General features: G+C 72.2%; 22 protein-coding genes and 1 pseudogene. 16 read left to right on the top strand and 7 right to left on the bottom strand.

The window, feature by feature from the left end; genetic code table 11:
- Window positions 1–163 precede the first annotated feature (163 nt).
- The 4 genes and pseudogenes from QOL88_RS25740 to QOL88_RS25755 form a co-directional block, all read left to right on the top strand.
- Window positions 164–1,012 (top strand): annotated as a pseudogene (locus tag QOL88_RS25740) (ABC transporter ATP-binding protein); the annotation flags it as partial.
- On the top strand, window positions 1,009–1,749 hold the full coding sequence (locus tag QOL88_RS25745; protein WP_097220050.1) for an ABC transporter permease: 741 nt from the start codon (window positions 1,009–1,011) through the stop codon (window positions 1,747–1,749). The pseudogene QOL88_RS25740 and the gene QOL88_RS25745, both read left to right, overlap by 4 nt.
- Window positions 1,746–2,912 (top strand): sensor histidine kinase, encoded by a 1,167-nt coding sequence (locus QOL88_RS25750; RefSeq protein ID WP_097220053.1) that lies wholly within the window; start codon window positions 1,746–1,748, stop codon window positions 2,910–2,912. The genes QOL88_RS25745 and QOL88_RS25750 overlap by 4 nt, the downstream gene beginning before the upstream one ends.
- Entirely contained in the window at window positions 2,909–3,523 is a 615-nt protein-coding gene (locus QOL88_RS25755; RefSeq protein ID WP_097220055.1) for a response regulator transcription factor, read from the top strand. The genes QOL88_RS25750 and QOL88_RS25755 overlap by 4 nt, the downstream gene beginning before the upstream one ends.
- Window positions 3,524–3,608: 85 nt before the next feature.
- On the opposite strand, the gene QOL88_RS25760 is transcribed toward QOL88_RS25755, so the two are convergent.
- Window positions 3,609–4,460 (bottom strand): transglutaminase family protein, encoded by an 852-nt coding sequence (locus QOL88_RS25760; RefSeq protein ID WP_097220057.1) that lies wholly within the window; start codon window positions 4,458–4,460, stop codon window positions 3,609–3,611.
- A 17-nt stretch (window positions 4,461–4,477) separates the two neighbouring features.
- The gene (locus tag QOL88_RS25765) at window positions 4,478–5,506 is read right to left on the bottom strand and encodes a GNAT family N-acetyltransferase (protein WP_097220060.1); all 1,029 of its coding nucleotides are present in this window, start codon (window positions 5,504–5,506) and stop codon (window positions 4,478–4,480) included.
- A gap of 140 nt (window positions 5,507–5,646) precedes the next feature.
- On the opposite strand from QOL88_RS25765, the gene fdxA reads away from it, so the two are divergent.
- Both fdxA and QOL88_RS25775 read left to right on the top strand, forming a co-directional pair.
- The gene (gene fdxA, locus QOL88_RS25770; RefSeq protein ID WP_003973842.1) at window positions 5,647–5,967 is read left to right on the top strand and encodes a ferredoxin; all 321 of its coding nucleotides are present in this window, start codon (window positions 5,647–5,649) and stop codon (window positions 5,965–5,967) included.
- Between the two features lie 121 nt (window positions 5,968–6,088).
- Window positions 6,089–7,180: a bifunctional succinyldiaminopimelate transaminase/glutamate-prephenate aminotransferase gene (locus QOL88_RS25775; RefSeq protein ID WP_097220063.1), complete on the top strand. Its 1,092-nt coding sequence runs from the start codon at window positions 6,089–6,091 to the stop codon at window positions 7,178–7,180.
- A gap of 71 nt (window positions 7,181–7,251) precedes the next feature.
- Here the strand turns inward: QOL88_RS25775 and QOL88_RS25780 are convergent, their stop codons facing one another.
- Both QOL88_RS25780 and QOL88_RS25785 read right to left on the bottom strand, forming a co-directional pair.
- The gene (locus QOL88_RS25780; RefSeq protein ID WP_097220065.1) at window positions 7,252–7,698 is read right to left on the bottom strand and encodes an ATP-binding protein; all 447 of its coding nucleotides are present in this window, start codon (window positions 7,696–7,698) and stop codon (window positions 7,252–7,254) included.
- A 347-nt stretch (window positions 7,699–8,045) separates the two neighbouring features.
- Complete coding sequence (locus QOL88_RS25785; protein ID WP_441349295.1) at window positions 8,046–9,023, bottom strand: VldE C-terminal domain-containing protein; 978 nt, start codon at window positions 9,021–9,023, stop codon at window positions 8,046–8,048.
- Window positions 9,024–9,108: 85 nt separating this feature from the next.
- Between QOL88_RS25785 and dapE the strand changes: the two genes are divergently transcribed.
- Window positions 9,109–10,188: a succinyl-diaminopimelate desuccinylase gene (gene dapE, locus QOL88_RS25790; protein ID WP_097220069.1), complete on the top strand. Its 1,080-nt coding sequence runs from the start codon at window positions 9,109–9,111 to the stop codon at window positions 10,186–10,188.
- A gap of 119 nt (window positions 10,189–10,307) precedes the next feature.
- Window positions 10,308–11,066, top strand: coding sequence for an LOG family protein (locus QOL88_RS25795; protein WP_031109448.1), 759 nt, complete (start codon window positions 10,308–10,310; stop codon window positions 11,064–11,066).
- A 57-nt stretch (window positions 11,067–11,123) separates the two neighbouring features.
- Here QOL88_RS25795 and folP read toward each other — a convergent pair whose 3' ends face one another.
- Window positions 11,124–11,984: a dihydropteroate synthase gene (gene folP, locus QOL88_RS25800; protein ID WP_097220071.1), complete on the bottom strand. Its 861-nt coding sequence runs from the start codon at window positions 11,982–11,984 to the stop codon at window positions 11,124–11,126.
- 144 nt (window positions 11,985–12,128) lie between these two features.
- Between folP and QOL88_RS25805 the strand changes: the two genes are divergently transcribed.
- On the top strand, window positions 12,129–12,509 hold the full coding sequence (locus QOL88_RS25805) for a DivIVA domain-containing protein (RefSeq protein ID WP_097220073.1): 381 nt from the start codon (window positions 12,129–12,131) through the stop codon (window positions 12,507–12,509).
- Window positions 12,506–13,093 (top strand): DNA-3-methyladenine glycosylase I, encoded by a 588-nt coding sequence (locus QOL88_RS25810; protein ID WP_097220075.1) that lies wholly within the window; start codon window positions 12,506–12,508, stop codon window positions 13,091–13,093. The genes QOL88_RS25805 and QOL88_RS25810 overlap by 4 nt, the downstream gene beginning before the upstream one ends.
- A 113-nt stretch (window positions 13,094–13,206) precedes the next feature.
- Here the strand turns inward: QOL88_RS25810 and chcB are convergent, their stop codons facing one another.
- Window positions 13,207–14,010: a 2-cyclohexenylcarbonyl CoA isomerase gene (chcB, locus tag QOL88_RS25815; RefSeq protein ID WP_097220077.1), complete on the bottom strand. Its 804-nt coding sequence runs from the start codon at window positions 14,008–14,010 to the stop codon at window positions 13,207–13,209.
- A 386-nt stretch (window positions 14,011–14,396) separates the two neighbouring features.
- Here chcB and QOL88_RS25820 point away from each other — a divergent pair, with 386 nt between their 5' ends.
- A complete protein-coding gene (locus QOL88_RS25820) occupies window positions 14,397–14,564 on the top strand; it encodes a DUF3117 domain-containing protein (protein WP_003966491.1) in 168 nt (55 codons plus the stop codon).
- A 154-nt stretch (window positions 14,565–14,718) separates the two neighbouring features.
- Here QOL88_RS25820 and QOL88_RS25825 read toward each other — a convergent pair whose 3' ends face one another.
- The gene (locus QOL88_RS25825) at window positions 14,719–15,417 is read right to left on the bottom strand and encodes an O-methyltransferase (protein ID WP_283445927.1); all 699 of its coding nucleotides are present in this window, start codon (window positions 15,415–15,417) and stop codon (window positions 14,719–14,721) included.
- A 235-nt stretch (window positions 15,418–15,652) separates the two neighbouring features.
- Between QOL88_RS25825 and sigE the strand changes: the two genes are divergently transcribed.
- From sigE to QOL88_RS25850, 5 genes are all read left to right on the top strand, one after another.
- The gene (gene sigE / locus QOL88_RS25830) at window positions 15,653–16,354 is read left to right on the top strand and encodes an RNA polymerase sigma factor SigE (protein WP_097220080.1); all 702 of its coding nucleotides are present in this window, start codon (window positions 15,653–15,655) and stop codon (window positions 16,352–16,354) included.
- Complete coding sequence (locus QOL88_RS25835; protein WP_097220082.1) at window positions 16,351–17,391, top strand: anti-sigma factor family protein; 1,041 nt, start codon at window positions 16,351–16,353, stop codon at window positions 17,389–17,391. Before sigE ends, QOL88_RS25835 begins: the two co-directional genes overlap by 4 nt.
- A 133-nt stretch (window positions 17,392–17,524) precedes the next feature.
- Complete coding sequence (locus tag QOL88_RS25840; RefSeq protein ID WP_097220084.1) at window positions 17,525–19,375, top strand: S1C family serine protease; 1,851 nt, start codon at window positions 17,525–17,527, stop codon at window positions 19,373–19,375.
- A gap of 224 nt (window positions 19,376–19,599) precedes the next feature.
- The gene (locus tag QOL88_RS25845; protein ID WP_097220086.1) at window positions 19,600–20,049 is read left to right on the top strand and encodes a sec-independent translocase; all 450 of its coding nucleotides are present in this window, start codon (window positions 19,600–19,602) and stop codon (window positions 20,047–20,049) included.
- Window positions 20,050–20,276: 227 nt separating this feature from the next.
- A complete protein-coding gene (locus tag QOL88_RS25850; RefSeq protein WP_097220088.1) occupies window positions 20,277–20,948 on the top strand; it encodes a hypothetical protein in 672 nt (223 codons plus the stop codon).
- The last annotated feature ends 73 nt before the right edge of the window (window positions 20,949–21,021 follow it).

Here is a 21,021-nt window from a genome sequence, read left to right on the forward strand (position 1 = left end):
GGGGGCTCTCGTCGTCACTCCGCAGACATGACAACCGTCATGCGGCACTCCGGACGCCCGACACTGCCTCCGCCCCCATCCCCGAAGCCACGATGTCCGTATGACAACGACAGCCTCGGTGGTCGCGTTCGACCAGGTGAGCAAGGCGTACGACGCCGTCCGGGCCGTGGACGGGCTGACCCTCGACCTCAGGCCGGGGGAGACCGTGGCCCTGCTCGGTCCCAACGGTGCCGGCAAGTCCACCACCCTCGACCTGCTGCTCGGCCTCAAGAAGCCCGACAGCGGCACGGTCCGGCTCTTCGGCACCAGCCCCCGGGACGCCATCGTCGCCGGGCGCGTGGGCGCCATGTTGCAGAGCGGCGGCCTCATGGACGAGGTCACGGTCGCCGAACTCGTCCGGCTCGCCTGCGATCTGCATCCGAAGCCGCACCGGCCCTCCGAGGTGCTGTCCCGGGCGGGCATCGCGCAGATCGCCGACCGCAAGGTCAACAAGCTTTCCGGCGGCCAGGCCCAGCGCGTCCGCTTCGCCCTCGCGACCGCCGGCGACAGCGACCTCATCGTGCTGGACGAGCCCACCACCGGCATGGACGTCACCACCCGCCAGGCCTTCTGGGCCACCATGCGCGAGCAGGCCGACCAGGGCCGGACCGTCCTCTTCGCCACCCACTACCTCGAAGAGGCGGACGCCGTCGCCGACCGGGTCCTCGTGCTGCACCGCGGCCGGCTCCTCGCCGACGGCACGGCCGCCGAGATCAAGGCCAAGGCGGGCGCCCGACGGGTCTCCTTCGACGTGGAGGGCGCCCTCGACGAACCCGCCCTGCGCGCCCTGCCCTTCCTGACCGGGATCGACATCTCCGGCCGGACCGTGCGCATCCAGTCCTCCGACGCCGACGCCACCGTCCACGCCCTGTACGGCCTCGGCGTCTACCCCCGCAACCTCGAAGTCGCCGGGCTCGGCCTGGAGCAGGCCTTCGTCGCCATCACCACCGCCGAGGAGGCGAAGTCGAAGTGAACAGCCTGATCAAACTGGAACTCGCCCGCGCCCTGCGCAACCGCAAGTTCCTGTTCTTCTCCGTGATCTACCCGTCCCTGCTGTTCCTGATCATCGCGGGCAACGCCGACAGCACCACGAAGGTCCCCGGCAGCGGCCTGACCCTCCCGACCTACATGATGGTCTCCATGGCGTCCTTCGGCGCCCTGACGGCCGTCCTCGTGGGCAACAGCGAGCGCATCGCCAAGGAGCGCGAAGGCGGCTGGGTGCGGCAACTGCGCCTGACCACGCTGCCGGGCCGCGGTTACGTCCTCGCCAAGACCGCCAGCGCCGCCGTCGTCAGCCTGCCGTCCATCGTCATCGTCTTCGCCGTCGCGGCGGGTGTGAAGGACGTCCGCCTGGACGCCTGGCAGTGGCTCGCGCTCACCGGCGCGATCTGGGCCGGCAGCCTCGTCTTCGCGGCGCTCGGGGTCGCCCTCGGTTACCTGGCCAGCGGTGACGCGGTCCGCCCGATCACGATGATCACCTACTTCGGTCTGTCCATGCTCGGCGGTCTGTGGATGCCCACGACGACCTTCCCGGACTGGCTCCAGGAGATCGCGAAGTGGCTGCCCACGCACGCGTACGCTGCCCTGGGACAGGCCATCGAGCAGAGCCGGGTCCCGCACGTCCAGGACCTCGCCGTCCTCGTGGTGTCGTTCGTCCTGTTCGCGGGCGGCGCGGCCTGGCTGTACCGGAAGGACACCCTGAAGGCGTGAGCGGCGTCGGGTTCGGCATCGGGCAGCGCCCGGTCAACCGCAAGCAGCGGGTCGTGAAGTCGCTGTGGACCGGCATCTGGCTGGTCTACCTCGGCGCACCCGTCTCCGACCTGCTGCACGGCGGTCACAGCACGGGCGTGCGGATCCTCGGCTGGCTCGGCCTGGCCGCGTTCGTGGCCTGGTACATGGTGCTGGTCTTCCGCACCGGCCGCGGCGAGCGCAACGGCCTGGTGCTCGGCTCGCTCGGCGTCCTCGCGGCCCAGTCCACGCTCCTCGCCCTCACCCTGGGCCGCGAGTGGCTGGTGCTGTTCGTGTACGTCTCGATCGCGTCCGGCGCGGCCCTGCCGCTGCGCATGGCCCGCTGGACGATCCCGGGCGCCTGCGCGCTGCTCACCGCCGTGGCGTTCGCCGTGCCGGGCGGGCACTCCTACCTGGCCTCGCTGCTCATCCCGGCCCTGCTCGGCGGCTTCGCGATGACCGGCGTACGCGAACTCGTCCGGACGACCATCGCCCTGCGCGAGGCCCGCGCCACCGTCGCCCAGCTCGCCGCCAACGAGGAGCGCCTGCGGCTGGCCAGAGACCTGCACGACCTGCTCGGCCACTCCCTGTCCCTGATCACCCTCAAGAGCGAGCTGGCCGGGCGGATGCTGCCCGGCCGGCCCGACGAGGCGGCCCAGCAGGTCGCCGACATCGAGCAGGTCAGCCGCCAGGCCCTCGTCGACGTGCGCGAGGCCGTCACCGGCTACCGCCGCCCCCGCCTGCACGGCGAACTCGCCGGCGCCCGGGTCGCCCTGACCGCGGCCGGCGTCACCGCCGCGCTCCCCGAAGAACCCGACCTCGACGGTGTGCCCGAGGAGAGCGAGTCGGCCCTCGCCTGGGCGCTGCGCGAGGCGGTCACCAACGTCGTACGGCACAGCGGCGCCCGACGCTGCACGGTCGAGCTGCTGCGCCGTCAGACCCTGGACGGCCCGGTGCTGGAACTCACCGTCGAGGACGACGGCTCGGGCGGCGCGGGCACCGGCCAGGGCAACGGTCTCGCGGGCCTCACCGAACGCCTCACCAAGGTCGGCGGCACCCTGGAGGCGGGCCCGCTCAAGTCCGGCTTCCGCCTGGTCGCCCGCGTGCCGGCGGCCGGACCGGCGGACGTAGGATCCCCGGCATGAGCCGCACGATCAAGGTCCTGCTCGCCGAGGACCAGTCGATGGTCCGCGAGGCCCTGGCCGCCCTGCTCGGCCTGGAGGAGGACATCGAGGTCGTCGCCCAGGTGGCCCGCGGCGACGAGGTCCTTCAGGCGGCCCGCGCACACGCCGTGGACGTGGCTCTCCTGGACATCGAGATGCCCGGCGCCACGGGCATAGAGGCCGCGGCCCGCCTGCACGCGGAGCTCCCGGCCGTGAAGCTGGTCATCCTCACCACCTTCGGCCGCCCCGGCTACCTGCGCAGCGCCATGGAGTCCGGCGCCGACGCCTTCCTGGTCAAGGACGCCCCCGCCGCACAGCTCGCCGAGGCGATCCGCACGGTCCTCACCGGCGAACGCGTCATCGACCCGACCCTGGCGGCAGCGGCCCTGGCGGAGGGCGCCAACCCGCTGACGGACCGGGAGCGAGAGGTCCTCCGGGCCGCCGCCGACGGCTCCACCAACGCCGAACTGGCCGCGGCCCTGCACCTCTCCCAGGGCACCGTCCGCAACTACCTCAGCACAGCCATCCAGAAGCTGGCGGTGAGAAACCGAGTAGAGGCGGTCCGGGTGGCACGGGAGAAGGGCTGGTTGTAAAGCTTTTAGGGGCGCGGGGAACTGCGCGAAGCAGTCCCACGCACGCGCACACGCGAGGCCACACGAGCCCCATGGCGAGAAGGCGTCAGTTGAGCATCGCCCTGGCCGCAAAAGCCTCCCCCCGCACCCGCTCGGCCGCGGCCTCATCCACGGCCTTCACCACCTCCGCGTAGGCCTCCAGCTCCGAGGCCCCGGCCACGAACTCCCCCCGCTGCACCAGCAACTGCGCCCGCTCGTACCGCAACCGGGCCGGATGCGAGGGCAACAGCAGCGACAACTCGACCGCCCACAGCGAGACATCCGACCGCTCGGGCCGGGCCGCCGCCCACGCCCGCACGTTGTTCAGGATCCGCAGCACCACATCCAGCGGATCCGCCGGCCGCAGCATCGACGGATCGATCCCCGACCCCGTCGCCCCGGCCACCAGCAACTCCGCGTCCGCCCCCGTCAGCACCCGCCCGCCGTCGAACGGGTCCGCGAGCACCTGCCCCTCGTCGGGCCCGAACCCGACCACGAAGTGCCCCGGCAGGGCCACCCCGTACACCGGGGCTCCGGCTCGCCGGGCCACCTCCAGCCACACCACCGACAGCAGGATCGGCAGCCCCCTGCGCCGCACCAGCACCTCGTGCAGCAGCGAGGACTCCAGCCGCTGGTAGTCGGCGGGGGTGCCGTGGAACCCCATGCGCTCACCGAGCAGCTCCCGCAGGGCGACCGCCCACGCCCGCGGCCCGCCGGGCCGGTACGGCAGCAGCCCGGCCAGCCGGTCCAGCTCGACCTGCGCGGCGTCCAGGCCGGCTTCGTCCAGCTTCCCGTCCGCCTCCGCGCCCACCAGCAGGCACAGCGTCGACAGATCGGGCCGCTCGGACCGGGCCTCTTCGGCGAACCGCCGTCGCAGCTCGGCGGAGCGCTCGGGGGACGGGGGAAACGGGGGACGCATGACTGGCTCGTGCCCTCTCACGACGATCGGTTACCGGCCGCTGCGGCGCCCTCCGGCGCCCGGTAGTGGTGGTAGGCGTGGTGCGCCGTGAAGCCCATCCCGGCGTACAGCGCCCGCGCTGCCGCGTTCTCGGCCTCGACCTGGAGCCACGCGGCCGACGCGCCCTCGTCGAGCGCCTGACGGGCCAGCGCGGCCATCACGGCCGTGGCAAGACCGCGCCGCCGCAGCGCCGGGTCGACCTCGACGGCGGCGAAACCGGCCCACCGCCCGTCGACGACACACCGCCCGATGGCGGCGGGAGGCGCCTGCGCGCTCTCCCCGGGCACGGTCGCGAACCACACGGACGGCCCGCTCTCCAGAACGCGCAGGGCCACCTCGCTCACGCCCTTGCGCTGGTACCGGGCCAGCCACCCCTCACCGGCCTGCCGGGACAGCACCACCTCCGCCGGATCACCCCGGTCGGCGATCGGCGCCAGCGGCCCGATCCACAGCTCGGCGGTCACCTCCCGCACCCAGCCCCGTCGCTCCAGCTCGGCGCAGAGCAGCTCCTGCGTGCCCTCGGCACCCGTAGCGGTCTGGACGTAGGCGGGCAGTCCGCGCTCGCCGTACCACCGCCGCACGGCGTCCAGGGCCTCGTCGAGCGGCGCGTCCGGCGCGCCCAGCGGCAGCACCGAGTTGGCCCGCCGCGTGAACCCCGACGCGGCCCGCAGCTCCCACCCGCCGAGCCGCTCGCTCTCGACGGGCCGCCAGGCGCGCGCGGCGACCCGGGCCAGCTCCTCGTAGGAGGCGGCGGGGCCGCGGCGACGCGCCGGGGCGGCGGGCACGGTCTTGCCCGCGACCAGCGCCGATTCCGCGATACGGACGCTCTCGCCACTCTTGCGTGTGATCAGCAGCACACCGTTGTCCCATGATGTGAGAACACCGACCGTGTCGGTGAACTTCTCACCCGGAGCATCATGTTCGATCAAGCTCCGCACGGAGACCCGTTTGCCCACGTCAGCAGTGGTGATACGGACCTCGAGTCGCCCGGCGGCAGAGATTTCCACAGGTCAGTTCACCCCTCCTGTTCGGATCATGCCCAGGAACGGAGATACTAGGGGCGGGCATCGACGACGCCGCGCTCCCGCGCGCCAGGCGGCGGAGCCTGAGGAGGCCCGCCAGCGCCCTATCGAGGAGGAACGACAGCGTGACCTACGTCATCGCGCAGCCTTGTGTCGACGTCAAGGACAAGGCGTGCATCGAGGAGTGCCCGGTCGACTGCATCTACGAGGGCCAGCGGTCCTTGTACATCCACCCGGACGAATGCGTCGACTGTGGTGCCTGTGAGCCGGTCTGCCCGGTCGAGGCGATCTTCTACGAGGACGACACTCCCGAGGAGTGGAAGGACTACTACAAGGCGAACGTCGAGTTCTTCGACGAGCTCGGTTCGCCCGGCGGAGCCAGCAAGCTGGGGCTGATCGAGCGCGACCACCCCTTCGTCGCCGCGCTGCCGCCGCAGAACCAGTAAGAGCGGCCCGCACTCCGTGCCGCCTCGGTCCCGTACGGCCCGATCAGCCCGCTGATCGCCGTACGGGGCCGAGGCGTTTGCCGTGACCGGCTCGTACGTGCCAGAAAGTGAGCCCGAACCCGTGTCCGCAGTCTCCGACCGCCTCCCCGCCTTCCCCTGGGACAAGCTGACCCCGTACAAGGCCACGGCCGCCGCCCATCCGGACGGCATCGTCGACCTGTCCGTCGGCACCCCGGTCGACCCGGTGCCCGAGCTGATCCAGAAGGCGCTGGTGGCCGCGGCCGACTCGCCGGGTTATCCGACCGTCTGGGGCACACCCGAGCTGCGCGACGCGATCACCGGCTGGGTCGAGCGCCGCCTCGGCGCCCGGGAGGTCACCCACCGCCACGTGCTGCCGATCGTCGGCTCCAAGGAGCTCGTGGCCTGGCTCCCCACCCAGCTGGGCCTCGGCCCCGGCGACCGGGTGGCCTACCCGCGCCTGGCCTACCCGACGTACGAGGTCGGCGCCCGCCTGGCACGCGCCGACCACGAGGCCTACGACGACCCGACGGAGCTGGACCCCGAGGGTCTGAAGCTCCTCTGGCTGAACTCCCCGTCGAACCCCACGGGCAAGGTCCTCGCCAAGGAGGAGCTGACCCGGATCGTCGCCTGGGCCCGCTCGCACGGCATCCTGCTCTTCTCCGACGAGTGCTACCTGGAGCTGGGCTGGGAGGCCGACCCGGTCTCGGTGCTGCACCCGGACGTCAACGGCGGCTCGTACGACGGCATCGTCGCCGTCCACTCCCTCTCCAAGCGCTCCAACCTCGCCGGCTACCGCGCGGCCTTCCTGGCCGGTGACCCGGCGGTCCTCGGCCCGCTCCTGGAGATCCGCAAGCACGGCGGCATGATGACGTCGGCTCCGACGCAGGCGGCGGTGATCGCGGCCCTCGGCGACGACGACCACGTGCGCGTCCAGCGCGAGCGCTACGTGTCCCGTCGCGAGCTGCTGCGCGAGGCCCTGGTCACCCACGGCTTCCGCATCGAGCACAGCGAGGCCAGCCTCTACCTGTGGGCCACCCGGGGCGAGTCCTGCTGGGACACGGTGGACCACCTCGCCAAGCGCGGCATCCTCGTGGCCCCCGGCGACTTCTACGGCCCGGCGGGCGCGGAGTTCGTGCGCGTGGCGCTGACGGCCACGGACGAGAGGGTGGCGGCGGCCGTACAGCGGCTGTGACCGCGGCCGAGCACACCGAAGGGGTCCGGGGAAAGCTCCCCGGACCCCTTCGGCGTCACAACGCCGCCGTGTCAGCCGACCGGCAGGCTCTTCACCGGCAGGGAGTCCGCGGACGGCACGCCGCCCTTGGTGAGGGAGTCCGTCGGCAGGCCGCCCTTGGCCGAACCGGCCGTGTCGCCGACGAGCTGCCCGGCGGAGCCCGCCGCGTCACCGGCCGCCTTCTGCGCCACGGGCGTGGTCTTCTTGACCGCCTTGCCGCCGGTCTTGCCCGCGGCCGGCACCGCCTTCTCGACGGTCTTGCCGCCGGTGTCACCCGCGGACTCGGTGACCTTCTGCGCCGCGCCGTCGACGGTGTTGCCGACGTTGGCCCCGTCCAGGGCGGTCAGGCCACCGAGGTTCGGGGTGGCGGGCAGCTCGGGGGCCGCGCTGGCGGAGCCGGCCGCACCGACCCCGGCAGCCGCTCCCGCAGCGACGATCAGCGCGGCACGGGCGATACGGCGGGTCAGGGGGAGGGACATGGTGCTCCTTCGACGGGAGAGAACAGTGAGCTTCGTGAAGTGTCCGACCGGGTCCGGCAGTTGATCGACTGGCTGTGGATCACCCCGGCTCGGACGCAGTGACTACCGCTCGAAGCCCGCGAAGGTTGCGGCGCCGCAACGTAAAGAGTTGGCAATGCGTCGCATTATCGGTTGCGGATAAAAACGGTCAAAGGGGCCTCCGGGGGAAACCCTGCCGAATCCTTCCAGCCCTGTGCTCGCAAGGGATTTCGCGGATTCTCGGGTGCGGGTGCGAAAACCTGCGCACACCGTCGCCGCGGGACCGCTCGGGTAACCCCCTCGGGTGACTCCCCGCACCCGTGCGCGATCTAGCCCATCGTGACGACACGGACCGCGTCCGCGTCCCGTTCCGCGCCGGCGGTGCCCTTCGCCGTGGGCTCCCGCCACTGGCTGGCGGTGTTCCCGGCGACCCACTCGCGCCCCGCGTAGGTGACGCGCGCGATGTGCAGCTCGGAGGCGTTGGACACGGCCCAGTGCGCCAGCTGCCAGCCCCGTTGGTCCAGGCTCCGCCCGGTCGCCGCGCTGGTGTCGGCGGTCACCGGCAGGGTCACGGTCCGGCCGCCGTCCCCGGCGCTCGGGGACGGCGCGGGCGTGGCCGTCGACGCACCGCGGTTCACCTCGGCACCGGCCGGCTCCAGCACATCGCGCCCGAAGTCCCGCACGAGCGCGGCCCGCACCCCGTCCGGACCCGAGGCCCGGGTCGCGGCGGGGCGGCCCTCGCAGGTCAGCGTGGCCGCCGACTGCCCGGTGAGGGCCGCGGCGAGCAGCGCGGCGTCCGGCTCGTGCTTGGCGTAGGCCTGCGGGAATCCGCTGCGCTGCACACGCTGCGCGGCGACGGTGAGCGGCAGCCGGGTGTAGCCGGGCACCTTGACCAGGTGGTCGTAGAACTCACCGGCCGAGTACGTCGGGTCCATGATCTCCTTCGGCGTTCCCCAGCCCTGCGAGGGCCGCTGCTGGAACAGGCCGAGGGAGTCCCGGTCACCGTGCTTGATGTTGCGCAGGGCGGATTCCTGAAGCGCGGTCGCCAGCGCGATGGTCACGGCCCGCTCGGGCAGCCCGCGCGCGGTCCCCACGGCGGTGATCGTCGCCGCGTTCACCGCCTGCTCGGGCGTGAACTCGTACGACGCGCCGTCGCCCTTGCCGGAGACCACCTTGCAGCCCGGTCCACCCGAGCCCCCGGTGATGTACTGCACGACGAGGTAACCGGCGACCGCGAGCAGGGCCATGAAGGCGGCTCCGCATCGGAAGAGGCGGCCACGACGCTGGGGAGAGGACGGCTCTGGCACGCCGTACAAGGTACTGGAGAGTACGGAGTGGCATGAGCCGGGTGTGGACAGTGAGGCCCGGGCAGGGCGCGTTAGGGTCGACGGCATGGCCGACACCTCGCTTGACCTCACGCTGGACGCCGCGGAGCTCACCGCCCGGCTCGTCGACTTCCGTTCCGAGAGCGGCACCGAGAAGCCCCTCGCGGACGCGATCGAGACCGCGCTGCGCGCGCTGCCCCACCTGACGGTCGACCGGTACGGCAACAACGTCGTGGCCCGCACGAACCTCGGCCGCTCGCAGCGGGTGATCCTGGCCGGCCACATCGACACCGTCCCCGTGGCGGACAACGTCCCCTCCCGGCTCGACGAGGACGGCGTCCTGTGGGGCTGCGGCACCTGCGACATGAAGTCCGGCGTCGCGGTCCAGCTGCGCATCGCGGCCACGGTCCCCGCCCCCAACCGCGACCTGACCTTCGTCTTCTACGACAACGAGGAGGTCGCCGCGGAGCTGAACGGTCTCAAGCACGTCTCCGAGACGCACCCCGAGTGGCTTCAGGGCGACTTCGCGGTGCTCCTGGAGCCGTCGGACGGCCAGGTCGAGGGCGGCTGCCAGGGCACGCTGCGGGTCCTGCTGAAGACCACGGGCGAGCGGGCCCACTCGGCACGCGGCTGGATGGGCTCCAACGCGATCCACGCCGCCGCCCCGATCCTCGCCCGCCTGGCCTCCTACGAACCGCGTTGGCCGGTCATCGACGGCCTGGAGTACCGCGAGGGCCTGAACGCCGTCGGCATCGGCGGGGGAGTGGCCGGCAACGTCATCCCCGACGAGTGCGTCGTCACCGTCAACTTCCGCTACGCGCCCGACCGCACGCCCGAGGAGGCGATCGCCCACGTCCGTGAGGTCTTCGCGGACTGCGGGGTGGAGGAGTTCGAGGTCGTCGACCACAGCGGCGCGGCGATGCCCGGTCTGTCCCACCCCGCGGCCAAGGCGTTCATCGAGGCGGTCGGCGGCACCCCGATGCCGAAGTACGGCTGGACGGACGTCTCCCGCTTCTCGGCGCTCGGCGTTCCGGCGGTCAACTACGGCCCCGGCAATCCCCACTTGGCGCACAAGCGGGACGAGCGCGTGGAGATCGCCAAGATCCTCGCGGGCGAGGAGCGCCTGCGGAACTGGCTGACCGCCTGACCCCGCCGGCACGCCGACGGGTTTACGGCGCTTCATCGCGGACATGCTCACGTCCCTCGTTCGTAACCCGCGTAGATCTACGCTGAGGTGGAAAGACAGGCACGACGGAGGGAGCGCACATGGCGACCGGCAACCCCGAGGGGAAGAAGCAGCCGCCGGAGGAGAAGCGCCTGGGCCCGGTCCTCCAGAGGCGGGACCAGGTGCAGGCCAGCACCACCGACCAGCGGCTGCTGGACGAGCGAGCCCCTTCCGACTGGGTCCATACCGACCCCTGGCGCGTGCTGCGCATCCAGTCGGAGTTCATCGAGGGCTTCGGCACGCTCGCCGAACTCCCGCCCGCGATCAGCGTGTTCGGCTCGGCCCGGACCCCGGCGGACTCGCCCGAGTACGAGGCGGGCGTGCGGCTGGGACAGGGCCTGGTCGACGCGGGCTTCGCCGTCATCACCGGAGGCGGCCCGGGCGCGATGGAGGCGGCCAACAAGGGCGCCCTCGAGGCGAAGGGCATGTCGGTCGGCCTCGGCATCGAGCTGCCGTTCGAGCAGGGCCTGAACCCGTACGTCGACATCGGCCTGAACTTCCGCTACTTCTTCGTCCGGAAGATGATGTTCGTCAAGTACGCCCAGGGCTTCGTCGTCCTGCCCGGCGGACTCGGCACCCTCGACGAGCTCTTCGAGGCCCTCACGCTGGTCCAGACCCAGAAGGTGACGCGCTTCCCGATCGTCCTCTTCGGCAGCGACTACTGGGGCGGCCTGGTCGACTGGCTCCGCGACACGGTGATCGCCCAGGGCAAGGCGGCGGAGAAGGACCTGCTGCTGTTCCACGTGACGGACGACGTGGACGAGGCGGTGGCGCTGGTGTCGAAGGAGGCGGGCCGCTAGGCCCCGTGGCGGGGCGCAGGCCGGGAATCCAGGGGGCGGAGCCCCCTGGCACCTCGGTCAGGCCAACCCGCGCCGCGCTACGGCAGGGGCCCGACGCCCGGCGATCGTCGCCACCATGTCCAGCACCTGCCGTGTCTCGGCGACCTCGTGCACCCGGTACACCTGCGCCCCCAGCCACGCGGACACCGCCGTCGTCGCCAGCGTCCCCACGACCCGTTCCTTCACGGGCCGGTCCAGCGTCTCCCCGACGAAGTCCTTGTTGGACAGCGACACCAGCACCGGCCACCCGGTGGCGACCATCTCGTCCAGCCGCCGCGTCGCCTCCAGGCTGTGCCGTGTGTTCTTCCCGAAGTCATGACCCGGGTCGATCATGATCGACTCCCGTGGCACGCCCAGCGCGAGCGCCCGTTCGGCCAGCCCGACCGTCACGTCCAGGATGTCCGCCATGACGTCGTCGTACTCGATGCGGTGCGGCCGCGTCCGCGGCTCCGCCCCGCCGGCGTGGGTGCACACCAGCCCCACCCCGTGACGTGCGGCGACCTCGGCCAGCCCGGGATCGACCCCGCCCCACGCGTCGTTCAGCAGATCGGCCCCGGCCTCGCACACGGCCTCGCCGACCTCCGCCCGCCAGGTGTCCACGCTGATGATCACGTCCGGGAACCGCCGCCGCACCTCCCGGACGAACCCGACCGTCCGCCGGGCCTCCTCCTCGGCCGTGACCTCCTCGCCCGGCCCCGCCTTGACCCCGCCGATGTCGATGATCGCGGCGCCCTCGGCCACGGCCTGCTCCACGCGCGCGAGGGCCGGCTCGTCGCGGAAGGTGGCGCCCTGGTCGTAGAAGGAGTCCGGGGTGCGGTTCACGATCGCCATGATCACCGGCTCGTGCGTCCCGAATTCCCGCCTGCCCAGCCTGAGCATCCCCTGTGACCTTTCCTGTTGCGTCCCGTCTTCCGCCGCCTGCGACCCTAACTGTCGGACTCGCATGGCACGATCGGAGCCTGACAACATCCGACTCGGTGGACTCCCGGGGAGTCCGATCCATCCGACCGTGGGGGCCCCGCGATGGTTATGTTCCTGTTCCTGGTCGTCGCGCTCGCCGTCGTGGTCGGCGCGGTGACCCTCGCCGTGGTGGGCGGCGGCGAGAACGGCCCGCTGCCCGAGGCCGCCCCCGAGCGGCTGCGGGACCCGCTGCCCCCGGACCGCCCGGTCGACCGCGCGGACGTGGAGGGCCTGCGCTTCCCGCTCGCCGCCCGCGGCTACCGCATGGCGGACGTGGACGACGCCCTCGGCCGCCTGGGCGCCGAGCTCGCCGAGCGCGACGCCCGCATCGCCGACCTGGAGTCGGCCCTGGCCGGTGCCCGGTCGGCCGCCGCCCACGGGCCGGTGCACGCCTCCGGGGAGCACCACGTGTCCATGGACAAGCGGCAGGAGGACCGGCCGTGAGCGACGGCACCGCCCTGGCCGGCCCGGACGGCGCGCTGCGCTGCCCCTGGGCCCTGTCCGCCCCGGAGTACGTGGCGTACCACGACGAGGAGTGGGGCCGCCCGGTCCACGGTGACGACGCGCTGTTCGAGCGGCTCAGCCTGGAGGCCTTCCAGTCCGGCCTGTCCTGGATCACGATCCTGCGCCGCCGCCCCGGCTTCCGCGCCGCCTTCGCCGACTTCAAGATCGCCTCGGTGGCCGCCTTCACCGACGAGGACCGCGAGCGGCTGCTGGCCGACGCCGGCATCATCCGCAACCGCGCCAAGATCGACGCGACCCTCGCCAACGCGCGTGCGCTTGCCGAATGGGCCCCGGGCGAACTGGACGAGCTGATCTGGTCCCACGCCCCCGACCCCGCCGGCCGCCCGGTCCCGAAGACCCTCTCCGACGTCCCGCCGGTCACCCCCGAGTCGACAGCGCTGTCCAAGGCGCTGAAGAAGCGGGGCCTGCGGTTCGTCGGGCCGACGACGGCGTACGCGCTGATGCAGGCGTGCGGCCTGGTGGACGATCACCTGGAAGCCTGCGTCGTCAGAAGCACCCCGTAGGGGCGCGGGCCCGTGTCTGCGACCCGATCCAAACGACAGGCCCTGGCGGCTCCGCGTGGGCGCGGCCGGTGACATAGGTCCCGCAGCTCCCCGACGGCGCTGGAGTTCCGGGCTCACCGGCCCAGATACTTCGGCTTCTCCTTGTTGACGAAGGCCTGGACCGCGATCGCGTGGTCTTCGGAGGAGCCCGCCCTGGTCTGGAGCTCGTCCTCCTTCTCCAGGGTCTCCTCCAAGGAGTGCGTCAGTCCGAAGGCCACCGACTCCTTCAGCGCGGCCAGCGCCACCGTCGGACCCTCGGCCAGCGCCCGCGCCACCTTCTCGGCCTCCGCGCGCAGCTCGCCGGCGGGCACCAGCCGGTTCGCGACACCCAGCTCGTACGCCTCCTGCGCGCTGATGCTGCGCGGGAAGAGCAGCAGGTCGGTGGCGCGTCCCGGTCCGACGACCCTCGGCAGGGTCCAGGAGATCCCCGAGTCCGCGGTCAGGGCCACGCCGGCGAACGAGGTGTTGAACGACGCCGTGTCCGCCACGATCCGGTAGTCCGCGGCGAGCGCGAAACCGAAGCCCGCCCCGGCCGCCACGCCGTTCACCGCCGCGACGACCGGCTTCGCCGCACCGGCCAGCGCCCGCACGATCGGGTTGTAGTGCTCCCGCACGGTGCTCATGGTCTGGCCGGAGCCGGTCTCCCGGTCCTGGACCAGCAGCCCGATGTGCTCCTTGAGGTCCTGCCCGACGCAGAACGCCCGGTCACCGGCGGCTGTCAGCAGCACCGCCCGTACGGCGCCGTCGCCCGCCGCCGCCTCGACCGCCTCCCGCAGGGCGACCTTGGCCGCCACGTTCAGCGCGTTCATCGCCTCCGGGCGGTTCAGCGTGATCGTCGCGAGTCCGTCGCTCACCTCGTAGAGCACGGTGTCGGTCATGGCGTATCCCCTCCGAGTCGCGGATCGGGGGCGTACCGGCCGGTACGCCCCCGGGTCTGCAGGACAGCATGACGGAGATCACCGACGGGGAACCGGACCGGACGTGTGACCTGCGTCAAAGAATTCTCGCCCGGATTCGTTCGGCGGACGTGTGTGCGGTGGCGGAGTATCGCAGTCTCATCGCCGAATTGAGTGGTTTTGCTCGCGTGCGTTGCCCAAGCGATGCCTACTGATGTTGGTCATCGGGTCCTGCGATGCGGGATAATGGCTTGGAAGCAATGTGTTCGATGCCGGTGTCGCGTGTCCTGCCACAAGGGCCGCACGTGTGCCCTTCTCAGGGGCCGTCGGCTTTGACGATGAGCTGGGTTTCAGGAAGGGGAACGAGCATGGCGGCCATGAAGCCGCGAACGGGTGATGGCCCGCTCGAGGTGACCAAGGAGGGGCGGGGCATCGTCATGCGCGTTCCGCTCGAAGGCGGCGGTCGGCTCGTCGTCGAGCTGACCCCGGACGAGGCCGACGCGCTCGGCGACGCCCTCAAGAAGGTCGTCGGCTGACGCGCAAGCGACCATACCCCTTCAGTTGCCCCGGCATCACATGTGGTGCCGGGGCGGCTGTTTTCTCCCCGACGACACTCGCCTGCCCCGCCTCCCGCCCGGCTAACGCACGATCCGGCTGACGAGCGATCCTCCTGACGAGCGAGCGATCCGGCTAGCGTTTCACCGCGCACAGCAGCCCGTCGCCCACCGGCAGCAGGGACGGCACCAGCTCCTGGCTCTCGCGCACCGCGCGCAGCAGCTCCCGCAGCCGCAGCACCTCGGTGGGCTGCGGTCCGGAGTCGACCGTCCGGCCGTTGGCGAAGGCGCCCTCGAAGACGACCAGCCCGCCGGTGCGCAGCAGACGCAACGATTCAGCGAGGTAGTCCATGACCTCCAGGCGGTCACCGTCGCAGAAGACCAGGTCGTAGCCGGCGTCCGCGAGGCGCGGCAGCACGTCCAGGGCGCGGCCCGGGATGAAGCGGGCCCGGTTGCTGGCGAAGCCCGAGGCCCGGAAGGCCTGCCGGGCGAACTGCTGGTGCTCGGGCTCGGGGTCCACGGTCGTCAGGACGCCGTCGGGCCGCATACCGTGCAGGAGGTGGATCCCGGAGACGCCGCAGCCGGTGCCGATCTCCGCGACGGCCTTCGCGTCGACCGACGCGGCCAGCAACCGCAGCGCGGCGCCCGTGCCGGGCGTCACCGAGCGCAGCCCTGCCTCACGGGCGCGGTCCCGGGCCCAGTGCAGCGCTTCGTCCTCGGCGACATAGGCGTCGGCGAACGCCCAGCTCGTCTGCCGGTTGCCGGTAATGACCCTCTCCTGTCCCCGTGAATGCCTGGGCGTGACTGTATCCGTTGGGCACGGGAACTCGCAGATGGGACCGGTCGTTTAAAGGGATGAGCAACTGGCGCGGGTCGGGACGGGGGGGCGGGCGGTGGATCAGATCGGCGAGCAACTGCCGACGCAGCAGTACGAGGGGTATCCACCCACATCAAAGTCTCGTAAAACCGCTTATCCGGTCCTAACGGGCGAGGTGGCTATGGTAGGGGCTCCACTGGACACCACCAGAGCTGACAGGGGAGGTGCGGCTGCGCCTGTGGATCGCGGAGGAGTGCTGCGGCGCTTCCTCGGATCGGCGGGCAGGCCGACATCTGTGAACGACACCGCTGCTGACCACAGTCACGCCGCTGACTTCGCCCAGACCGCGACCTTCACCACCGACGCGGACGGGCAGGCGTGGACTCCGCCCACGTGGGAGGAGATCGTCAGCACGCACAGCGGCCGGGTCTACCGGCTCGCCTACCGTCTGACCGGCAACCAGCACGACGCGGAGGACCTCACGCAGGAGGTCTTCGTCCGCGTCTTCCGCTCCCTGTCGACCTACACACCGGGCACCTTCGAGGGCTGGCTGCACCGCATCACCACGAACCTGTTCCTGGACATGGTCCGCCGCAAGCAGCGCATCCGCTTCGACGCGCTCGGCGAGGACGCGGCCGAGCGCCTGCCCAGCAAGGAGCCCACGCCGCAGCAGCTCTTCAACGACGCGCACTTCGACGCGGACGTCCAGCAGGCCCTCGACACCCTCGCCCCCGAGTTCCGCGCCGCGGTCGTCCTGTGCGACATCGAAGGGCTGTCGTACGAGGAGATCGCCGCGACCCTCGGCGTGAAGCTCGGCACGGTCCGCTCGCGGATCCACCGTGGGCGTTCGCAGCTGCGCAAGGCCCTCGCGCACCGCTCCCCGGAGGCGCGTGCCGAGCGGCGCTCCTACGTGCCCCGTGTTCCGGCCCTGGGAGGAGGGGGCGCGAGCGCGTGAGCGGATCTCGGCCGAAAGCCTCCGAGGGTCACCTCGCAGAGCAGCATCTGGGAGACCGACTCTCCGCCCTGGTGGACGGAGAGCTCGGTCATGACGCGCGTGAGCGCGTACTGGCGCACGTGGCCACCTGCCCGAAGTGCAAGGCGGAAGTGGACGCACAGCGCCGGCTGAAGAACGTCTTCGCGGAGGCGGCCCCGCCGCCCCCGTCCGAGAGTTTCCTGGCCCGCCTGCAGGGACTACCCGCGGGCGGCGGCCCGGACGGTGATGTCACACCGCCGGGCGGAGGAGGGCTGCCCGGAGGCCTGTCCGGACGGTTCGGATCGTCCGGCGCCTTCGGCGTGAAGCGCGGTGAGCGGTTCGAGTTCGGGTACGCCCCGTCCCGGCCGCACCTGCCTGTGCTGCCCGCCACTCCGGGAGACCGGAGCCTCCCCTCCGACTCCGGCGCTCTGCCCTCCGGCCACCGCGGCCTCCCCTCGGAGAGGGGTTTCCGCATCCACGACGTCGGCCGGCACGACGGCGACCGGTCCTCCTCGCGGCTGCGGTTCGCGTTCGCGGCCGCCGGCGCGGTCTCCCTGGCCGCGATCGCGCTGGGCGGCGTCACCACGGTCACCCCGATCGACACCGAGGCCCGCGGCGGCCAGGGCACGGGGAGCAACGTGACACCGATGCGCACCCAGGGCACCGGCGCCGCGACCCCGCCCGAATCCCAGCGCCGCCGCACGGCGCCGCTGCTCGGGCAGGTGCACGGCCAGAACACGCTCGGCCACGCCTCGGTCGCCCCGACCGAGGTGTCCGCCCCGCTCCTGCCCGGCATGCCGTCCGCCACCCGGCACCAGGCGCTGCACGCGCTGACCGCCCCGGTGATGGCCGGTGCCGCGGTCATGTCCCCGCTGATACGACCGCTCGAAGTGGCGACACCGGCCGCCCTGACCTCGTGGTCGTCGGTCCCCGAGATGGCGGCCCCCCTGTTCGCCGTGCCCCCGCCCGACCCGGCCTCGTCCCCCTCTTCCTCCGCCCCCTCGCGCACGGCTCACTGACCGGCCTCTGCGCGGCGGCCCGCGAACCTGATTGAATCCGGGGGTTGTCGCCCGCCGCCGAGGTGTGTGGCCGGGCGCCGATTCGACGAACTGCGGCCACCGCGACGAGCCGTGCCGCGGCTGTGGGGAGAGCATGAACGAGGGGAAGCCCACGAAGGCGAAGTGGTGGAGCCGTCCACGGCCGCAGGACCTTTCGGAGGACCCGGACGGTACGGGCGGGGCGCGGGAGCCGGCGACGGCCCCTGCGGACCCCACCGACCGTGACGGCGACTTCGAGCTGGCCCGTCCGGCGGCTCGGACCGACGCGGACGGCGACTACGAGCTGAGGCGTCCCGAGGCGGTGCCTGCCGCCGCCTCGACCGCCTCCGGCGAGGCACCTGCGGAGGCCGCCGTCTCGGTCCCCGCCGCCCGGGAGGCCGAACAGGATGCCCCGGTCGCCTCCGCCGCGCCGTCCGCCTCACCCGCCACGCCGGCCGAGGGAGCTCCGAAGCCGCTGCACGACCCCGACCCGTACAGCACCCCGCCCTACGGCGAACCCGGCCCCTGGGCACCGGCCCCGCCCGTCCAGCACCCGGCCCCTCCCGTCCAGCACCCGCCGACCCCGCCCACCCCGGTGCAGGGCGTGGCGATACCGGGGCAGCCGACCGTGCCGGGCAACCCGACCGTGCCGACCGAGATGCCGCCGCCTGGAGCCCCTGGAGTCTCCGGCGCCCCCGCGCCCCTGTCGGCCGCTCCGGTCTACGCCGAACCTCCGGCACCCGCCCCTGCCTCCGACCCCTGGCAGCGCTACGACCCCTGGGCGGCTCCCGCTGCCGCAGGGGGACACGGACCTCTCCAGCAGAACGGCGCCGCCGTCCTCAGCACGGAGCAGCGGCGCAAGCGCGGCAAGAAGTCCCTGGTGCTCGGAGCCGTGCTGCTCGCGCTCGTCTCCGGGGGCTTCGGCGGCGTCGTAGGGACGTATCTGGAGCGCAACGGGGGTGTGGGGTCGGTCGAGCTGCCGCAGGCCGGGAAAGAGGCCGCCGCGCGGGACGCGGACAGTGTGGCCGGGATCGCCGGGCGGGCCCTGCCCAGCGTGGTCACCCTGCATGTCAGCGGCTCCGGCGAGCAGGGCACGGGCACCGGCTTCGTGCTCGACACCCGCGGGCACATCCTCACCAACAACCACGTCGTGCAGCCCGGCGACTCGGGCGGCGAGATCACCGTGACCTTCAACGGCGGGCAGACCGCTCAGGCCGAGGTCGTCGGGCGGGACAGCGGCTACGACCTCGCCGTCGTGAAGGTGAAGGGCGTCAGCGGACTCACCCCGCTCCCCCTCGGCAACTCGGACAATGTGCAGGTCGGCGACCCGGTCGTGGCCATCGGCGCCCCCTTCGACCTGGCCGGCACGGTCACCTCCGGCATCATCAGCGCCAAGCAGCGGCCCATCACCGCCGGCGGAGACAAGGGCGACGGCAGCGACGTGTCGTACGTCGACGCCCTCCAGACCGACGCGCCCATCAACCCCGGCAACTCCGGCGGGCCCCTGCTCGACACCCGGGCCCGGGTCATCGGCATCAACTCGGCCATTCGCTCGGCGGACAGCGGCTCCACACAGGACAGCAGCCGGTCCGGTTCGATAGGCCTCGGCTTCGCCATACCCATCAACCAGGGCAAACGCGTCGCGGAAGAGCTGATCAACACCGGCAAGGCGACCCACCCGGTCATCGGCATCACCCTGGACATGGACTACTCGGGCGACGGCGCGCGTGTCGCGACCGAGGGCAGCGAGGGCGGAGCGCCGGTCACCGCGGGCGGCCCGGGCGCCAAGGCCGGGCTCACGTCGGGCGACGTCATCACGGAGGTCGACGGCCGGCGGGTGCACTCCGGTGAGGAACTGATCGTCAAGACCCGTGCGCGCCGCCCCGGCGACCGGCTGGAGCTGACCGTCGAGCGCGGCGGCAAGGAGCGGAAGGTCTCGCTCGTCCTCGGATCGTCCGGTGGCTGAGACATGACGCCCGGGACTCGCCAACCCGCCTCAACAGGCCCCACAAGGGGCCAACAAGGCAAACAATCGGGAAAGCGCTCCCACCTCCCGCACTCGGAGGTCCCGGGACAGTACCGGTCGCACGGGATCGCCGGGTACCGTGGATCCGGCCCGGACCACGGCAAGACCCGCACCGACCACGAGGGCCGAGGACCGAGGACCGAGGACATCGCAAGGAGCTTCAGGTGTTCAATGACATAGGACCACTCGAGCTGGTGACGCTCATCGTCCTCGCCGTGCTCGTCTTCGGTCCGGACAAGCTCCCCAAGGTCATCCAGGACGTGACGCGCACGATCCGGAAGATCCGTGAGTTCTCGGAGAGCGCGAAGAACGACATCCGGGAGGAACTGGGCCCGGAGTTCAAGGACTTCGAGTTCGAGGACCTCAACCCCAAGACGTTCATCCGCAAGCAGCTGGACAACGAGGACCTGGGGCTCAAGGAGATCCGCAACGGCTTCGACCTGAAGAAGGAGATGGCCGAGGTCACCGACGCCGTCCACAGCCGTGACTCCGACACCTCGTCCGCGTCGTCCGCCGGCGCCGCCGGTTCCCCGGGTGGCCGCATCGACATGACGAAGAAGCCGGAGACGCCCGATCCGGACGACCGGCCGCCGTTCGACGCGGACGCCACCTGAGCGACACGCTCAGGGGCGTGCGCCCCCACGCGCGTGACGCGTTTCATACTCCGGTCGGGCTGTCTACGGCCTGAACCGGGCGCCCGTGCGGCCCACGCGCCGGGCGGTTTCCCTGCTGCTCGCAGCGGTGTGGCTATGCTGCCGAGTTGTTGTGCGGACCGTGACGAGTACGCCCGAAGGGGGGCGGGCCGTTCCGGTCCGACTAGAGCGAGGAGGCGTCCGGGCACATGGAGACGACGAGTCGGGCAGTCGCGCAGACGCCGGCCGCGGAGGGTGGACAACAGCTCCCCTCCGCCCGGCGTACGGTCGACGACTACCTGCGTGCGCCCTTCCCGTGGTACGGCCTCGACGAGGCCTTCACGGGACCGCGCCGGCTGATGCAGGTCGGTACGACGGCCGACGGGGCCGTGGAACACGGGTCGATCGGCCACGGGGACGAACCCACCGTGCGCAACGAGCACGCGGCCGGTGGCGATCAGGATTCCAAGGAGAAGTTCGCGGTCGTCGTGACCGTGGCGGCGAACCCCTCACGGCGCACGGCGGACGGAACGGGGCTCCTGGAGGCCACGTCGGTGTCCTCCGCGGCGTGGCTCGCGGGGGTGGGGCTGCTGTCCTTCACCTGGCCCGGGCAGATGGACCACACGCTGCGGGACGACTGGCTGGAGCAGCAGACCGAGACGGCGTGGGTGCTGGCGGACGACCTGGAGGGCGACGACTGGTCGACGCTGTCGCTTCCCGTGGACGGGGTGCCGACGGCGTTCCACTACCGGGAGTCCGAGTTCGGGTGGGTGCTGGCCGGGTCCACCTCGTCGGGGGTTCACGTCGGGGCGTACGGCAGGGGCATGAGCGCGTATGGGCTCGGCTTCGCCGTGGTGAAGGACATCGCCTCGTACGCGTGAGGTGAGGGGCGCCGGTTGTCGGCGCCCCTTCGCCGTGGGCGGTGTCGTGTGCGGGCGGCTGCGGGTCGTCGGT

It is taken from the genome of Streptomyces sp. Ag82_O1-12 (genome assembly GCF_900182715.1).
GTDB lineage: Bacteria > Actinomycetota > Actinomycetes > Streptomycetales > Streptomycetaceae > Streptomyces > Streptomyces massasporeus.